Below are 5788 nucleotides of genomic sequence, written 5' to 3'. Positions count from 1 at the left end.
CCGTCGCATGCGGCTAAAGCCGCGCACGGCATCCGTGATTACACCAGGAAGCCTGGCGATGTGATGCAGGTGGTCTCGTCCGGCTGCCAGCAGAAGCTCAGCGGCGGTCGGGCGCGAATCGCTGGGGTGGAGATCCCGTTCGTTCTGCGGCTGTCCCTGCAGATCCAGCAGCCGCCCCAGCAAGTTCGCCGAGGCCACGCCGTCGGCCAGCGCGTGATGGACCTTGACGATGACGGCGACGCGGTCCCCGGCCAACTGCTCGGCATAGTAGAGCTCCCACAGCGGGCGGCTTCGGTCCAACGGTGCGCTGGCGATCTCGCCGACGACCTGATTGAGATCCCGTCGCCCGCCGGGGCGCGGGATGGCCAGTCGGCGCACGTGATAGTCGAAGTCGACGGGGCAATTCTCCTGCCACATCGGATGGTGCATGCTCAACGGAATGTCGACCAACTGGTAACGCAGCGGATCCAGGAGGTGCATGCGACGCTGCAATGCGCGACAAAACACCTCGAAGGTGAACAGACCGTCGAACTCGGCGGCATCGATGATCGCCACCTTCAAGGTGTGCATGTGCACGTTGGGCGTTTCGGTGTACAACAGCATGGCGTCCATGCCACTTAGACGCTTCAACTCGCCCGGCCCCTCCCGTCGGTGCTGTCTAGCGTCTAGACCGCGGCGGTGGTCGCGAGCTGGCGCGCCTCGTGAATATCGTTGAGCAACAGGCGAATCGCGGCGGCAGCCGTGGCAGTAGGGCTACCGTCGAGCATGTCAAAGCCGTGCCCCGTACCGGGTAATTTCCAATAGCCGACCGGCAAGGAGCGGGCATGGCCAGCACGGATCAAATCTTTGGTTAGCATGTCGGGAGCGTACGCCGACGTCATGAGTTCTCGCGAGCGAATCAGCACGGGTGCGTGCCGCTTTGGAAGCCCGGTCGCTCGCCGACGACCGGATCGTGCCGACCTTGGAAGAACCAGCGGGTACCGGTTTGGCGACCACTGCGGTTCTTGTGCATCGGCGCCCCCTCGTTGCGGTGGCCTAGCAAGCAGCGCAAACACGTGCGGGCAGGACTTCAGCCGATTATCGGCCAGCGACGCTGGCGTTCCAGGTCGCGCAGCGCGGTCTGCATCATGTCGCGCACGTGTGCGTCGACTTCGTGGACGTCGGGATCGTCACCGAACTGTTCGACCACGTTGATCGGTGCCAGCACCTGAGTGACGATTTTGGTGGGGAGCGGCATGTTGACCGGCAGGATCGCGCTCAATCCAAACGGGAAGCCGAAGGTGATCGGCAGGATGTCGGAACGGAACCGGGTGAGTCCCAGCCGTTTGGCCAGCCACGTGCCGCGGGTGAGAAAAAGTTGGCTCTGCTGGCCTCCCGTGGAGACCACTGGCACGATCGGAACCTGGCTCTCCACCGCGGTGCGCACGTAGCCGGTGCGTCCGTTGAAGTCGACGACGTCAGCGCGCGCGGTGGGACGGTAGGCGTCGTAGATCCCGCCGGGAAACACCAGGACGACTGCCCCGGAACGCAGTGCATTGTTGGCGACGGACCGCTCCGCGTGGATGAGTCCTATTCTGCTCAGCCACCTGCCCTGAGGGCCTTGGAACAGCATCGTATGACCGAGGGTGAGGACTGGTCGGTGGTAGCCAAAACGGTCGTACAGGGCGGTCGCCAGAATCAGGGTGTCCGCAGTGAAGATGCCTCCGGAGTGATTGGACACCACCAAAGCGCCACCGCCCGTGGGAAAGGATTCCAGTCCGTCGACTCGCCAGCGAAACCACCGCTTACCGATCGGTTTCGCGGCGGTGATGGCCCGACGCGTGAAGCTCGGATCCCAGCCGCCAAAGTCCGACACGTCCATACCCTGCATACCCTCCGTATGCATAGCCTGCTCCTTCGGATCGGTCCGTAGCGATGTCACACCCAGGGTGCGAAGTATCTGATTGTCGCCCTTGGGCGTTCGACGACGGGCAGTCCCCTAGGTCGCGAGTTTTGAGGCCAGGTCAAGGACACTGACGGTGTCGGATCCGGTCTTCTTCAGTCGGTCCGACGAGCGGAAGCCGAGGTCCACGTCGGTGGCCTGAGCTCGCAGCGCGCCCACCGTGAGTTGTTCCTTCGGAAGGTGGGTGAACAAGTCAAACGAGTACAGCCGGGTGGCGTTCAGGTAGGTGATCCGGTCGATGTCCGTGTCTGGGAGGCCGTCGAGGTAGATGTCGAGGGTTTCGGGGGCCAGCGGCCAGGTGGAGTCCGAGTGCGGGTAGTCGCACTCCCACATGACTTTGTCGGGGTTGAGCTTGTCGCGGTTGGCGATGCCGAATTCGTCGTCGATGAAGCAGAGCGCGACGCGGTCGAGGAATACTTCGCTGGGCAGTTTGTCGCCGAAGTCCTGATGTGTCCAGGCGCGGTGCATCTTGTACACCCGGTCCACGCGTTCCAGGAAGTACGGCACCCAGCCGATGCCGCCCTCGGACAGGGCGAAAGTAAGGTCGGGGTACTTGCGCAGCATCGGTGACCAGATCAAGTCGGCGGCGGCTTGCACGATGCTCATGGGCTGCAGCGTGATCATCGTGTCTACCGGTGCGTCAATCGAGGTGATCACCACGCTCGACGACGATCCGATGTGCAGGTTGACCACGGTCTGGGTGTCGCTGCAGGCCTGCCAGAACGGATCCCAGTGCGCATCGTGCAGCGACGGGTAGTCCAGTTTGGTGGGGTTCTCCGAGAAGCTCACGGCGTGGCAGCCCTTCTCAGACACTCGGCGAACCTCCTCGGCCATCAGTTGGGGATCCCAGATCGGGGGCAGCGACTGCGGGATCATCCGGCCCGGGTAGGTGCCGCACCACTCGTCGATGTGCCAGTCGTTGTAGGCGCGCAGCACCGCCAGGCCGAGATCCTTGTCCTGGGAGCGGGCGAAGTACTGGCCGCAGAACTGTGGGAAGGACGGGAAGTTCATCGCGGCGGCCACGCCGTTGGCGTTCATGTCGCGAATGCGTTCGTCGATGTTGTAGCAGCCCTCGCGGATCTCGGAGAGTTTGGTGGGCTCGGCGCCGTACTCGTCGGGCGGCCGGCCGGCGACGGCGTTGAGACCGACATTGGTAGCAGCTTGGCCCTCGAACACCCAGGCGTCGGTGCCGTCGTCGCGCTGGATCAACTTAGGGACGTCGTCGGCGTACTTGGCCGGGATGTGACCGTCGAACAGGTCTGGCGGCTCGACGAGGTGGTCGTCGACCGACACCAAGACCATGTCGTTCATCTCCATGGACCTTGCTCCTCAATTCTTCGCGACTTCAGATGCGATCTGTGCGTGGGTGATATCAAATCATTGCGCTGGTTGCGCCCGACTTACATCCGGGAGTGAGTCGCACGCTGCCACATCTCAGGTGCGCGTCGGGGTCCCGCCGCGCAACGTGAAACATCTTGCCTCGCAGTGAATTGACGCTGATAGCGGTTATGTGGCCCGAGACTCCGACGCCGAATCCTTGCGGAAAACGTTCTGTGCCTTGTGAATACTGAAATCGGCGATGTCCGGAGAACCTCGTTCGATTAACCCTGACGTCTCACGACACTACGACGGAACAGATATTTGGTCAACCGGGTTGTCGCTGATCGAGCGATGATCCTCGGAGCAAGATTCTGTTCCGGTATGCGCTGCACTGAATCGGCCGGACGCCCGGGGACAGGCACGAGCCACCGCTTGGCGGTGTGTTCTCTATTAGACGGCTGATGGCACATACGCCGTAGCGCGGATGCCGCACCCCGGTGACGGCCCGGTCCAATGATGTTGTGCTGCAGGTCAGGACGGCAGGCCGCCAGCCCATTTCAACAGCGCCCCAGCGTCGACGCGGATTTGTTGACCGGTGACGTATCGTGCGTCATTCGATGCGAGGAACACAGCGAGATTGGCGACGTCCGAAGGCTCGATGTAGGGGATCGGAATCGCATGAAAAATCGAAAAGGTCAACTCAGCATCTTCCTGGGCCGGGTTCTCGAGGTCCGGCCGGAACACCTTGTACATCTCCTTGTTGTGCAGCAGGTCAGTGTTGCAATTGGTGGGATGTAGGCAGTTGACCGTGATGAAGCGCGGGGCGAGATGCAGCGCCATCTGCTCGGTGTACTGCTGGAGCAACTGTTTGGACCATTGGTAGCCGGCGCCACCAGGCCCGAAGGACGGATGCACCGTCGCTCCGGTAATCATCCCGGCCGTCGACCCGGTGAGGATGATCGACCCGTGGTCGCTCATCTTGCCGTGCGAGACGGCGACCGTGTTCATCACGCCGATGAGGTCCACGTCGGTCGCGTCGATGAAGTCCTGTGCGTCTGCAGGAGCAGGCCGCATCGGCATGATGCCGGCGTTCGCGACGACGATGTCGAGCCGACCAAGTTGGGCGAGCGCGGACTCGAGGACTTCGCGCAGCTCAGCCCGCTCGCGCACGTCGGCCTGCTGTGCGACAACTCGGCGCCCAAGCTCCTTGACCTGTCGTTCTGTCTCCGACAAATCGTCGGGAGACGCCAAGGGATAGCGATTCGATTCGATGTCGTGACAGATGTCGACGGCGATGATGTCGGCACCTTCTTCGGCCATCTGAACAGCGTGTGCGCGTCCTTGGCCCCTAGCGGCCCCGGTTATGAACGCTACTTTTCCGTCAAGCCGACCACCCATCAGGTGCACCTTTCATGCTGGACCAAATAATTGTTCAGGAAGTCTAGCGGCGGAACTTGGGCAGGTCTGAACGGGGTCACGGCGCGGCGTTTTGGACTTGCCGTCGAGGCAGAAGGACCGAGGCCGATCGAAGGCCCGGGCGGCCAGGCTGCACGATGCTTCTCAGTCGACCTAGCCGGAGCGATCCAACGGGCCGGTCACCACTTTTGTCCGATCCGCTTGCGGCCAGGTCGACGACATGGATCAAGTTTTAAACCGTTGCGGGACAGGCGTGAATCTTGTCGTAATCCCGAAATTCGGCGCGCAAATGTTTGCGCGGACGCGCTTCCACGCAAACCGTTCGTTTAGTCAAAAGCGGGGTGGACTGGTCGCAGCTAGCCACCAGAAATCCACCGCCGCGCCCCATTGCCTCGTCAATCCTGTCGATGCAGGAATCCGTGCAGTATCGCTTGGACGAGTTCGTCGATGATGGCGCCTCTCGAGGGCTGCTTGGACCCGAAATACGTCGAACGCAATGCGGCCATCCCGGCGATCATGGCGACGGTCGAGTGGGCAGGTAAGTCCGGGTTACTGGTGCGCATGCCCCGGATGCGCATGCCCTCGGCGCCGATCTGGCTGAGCAGGGTGAGCGCTCGTCGGATGTCGGCGATGCCGGTCTCGGCGAGTTCGTCCTCGCTGAGTGTTTGGGCTCCCATGAGTGTCAAGAGCAGGCCTTGGTGCTCGACGAAGAGGTCATAGAGCTGTCCCACGAAGCGCCGAGTCAGCTCCTGTTCATCGGCCTCCTCGTGGACGACCGCATCCCACGTGCGCCCGAAATCGTCGACGAATTCAGTGAACGGTAGGACGAGGGCTTCGCGGAACAGGCCCGCTTTTGAGCCGAAGTTACGGAACAGCAGATGCTCGGTAACGCCTGCGGCCTCAGCGATTTCACGCGTCGTCGTGCTGCGGTAGTCCTGGCGGGCGAACAGGTCGCGGGCAGTGGCGAGCAACAGCTTCCGCGGCGCACCCCGCGGCCGGCGCGACCCCGGGGCCGCGGTCTCCGCGTCGGAGTGTTTTGCGGTGGTCGGTCGCTGGGACACGGTTGCACATTACTCAAAACCGTTTTCGATGGTTGACTGTTTATAGAAT

6 protein-coding genes are annotated in these 5788 nt (G+C 62.5%); all 6 read right to left on the bottom strand.

The window, feature by feature from the left end; translation table 11 throughout:
• Positions 1 to 630 (bottom strand): wax ester/triacylglycerol synthase domain-containing protein (locus tag WAO18_RS19200; RefSeq protein ID WP_422207820.1); only part of this gene is annotated, 630 nt, incomplete at its 3' end.
• Between the two features lie 35 nt (positions 631 to 665).
• Complete coding sequence (locus tag WAO18_RS19195; protein WP_422207819.1) at positions 666 to 857, bottom strand: hypothetical protein; 192 nt, start codon at positions 855 to 857, stop codon at positions 666 to 668.
• Positions 858 to 1069: 212 nt separating this feature from the next.
• Positions 1070 to 1885, bottom strand: coding sequence for a 1-acyl-sn-glycerol-3-phosphate acyltransferase (locus WAO18_RS19190; protein WP_422207818.1), 816 nt, complete (start codon positions 1883 to 1885; stop codon positions 1070 to 1072).
• Between the two features lie 93 nt (positions 1886 to 1978).
• Positions 1979 to 3259: an amidohydrolase family protein gene (locus WAO18_RS19185; protein WP_422207817.1), complete on the bottom strand. Its 1281-nt coding sequence runs from the start codon at positions 3257 to 3259 to the stop codon at positions 1979 to 1981.
• A 534-nt stretch (positions 3260 to 3793) separates the two neighbouring features.
• Complete coding sequence (locus WAO18_RS19180; RefSeq protein ID WP_422207816.1) at positions 3794 to 4660, bottom strand: mycofactocin-coupled SDR family oxidoreductase; 867 nt, start codon at positions 4658 to 4660, stop codon at positions 3794 to 3796.
• Positions 4661 to 5073: 413 nt separating this feature from the next.
• On the bottom strand, positions 5074 to 5739 hold the full coding sequence (locus WAO18_RS19175; RefSeq protein WP_422207815.1) for a TetR/AcrR family transcriptional regulator: 666 nt from the start codon (positions 5737 to 5739) through the stop codon (positions 5074 to 5076).
• Between the last annotated feature and the right edge of the window lie 49 nt (positions 5740 to 5788).

The organism is Mycobacterium sp. (genome assembly GCF_049278535.1).
Classification (GTDB): Bacteria; Actinomycetota; Actinomycetes; order Mycobacteriales; family Mycobacteriaceae; genus Mycobacterium.
This window is presented reverse-complemented; position numbering and strand designations above follow the sequence as displayed.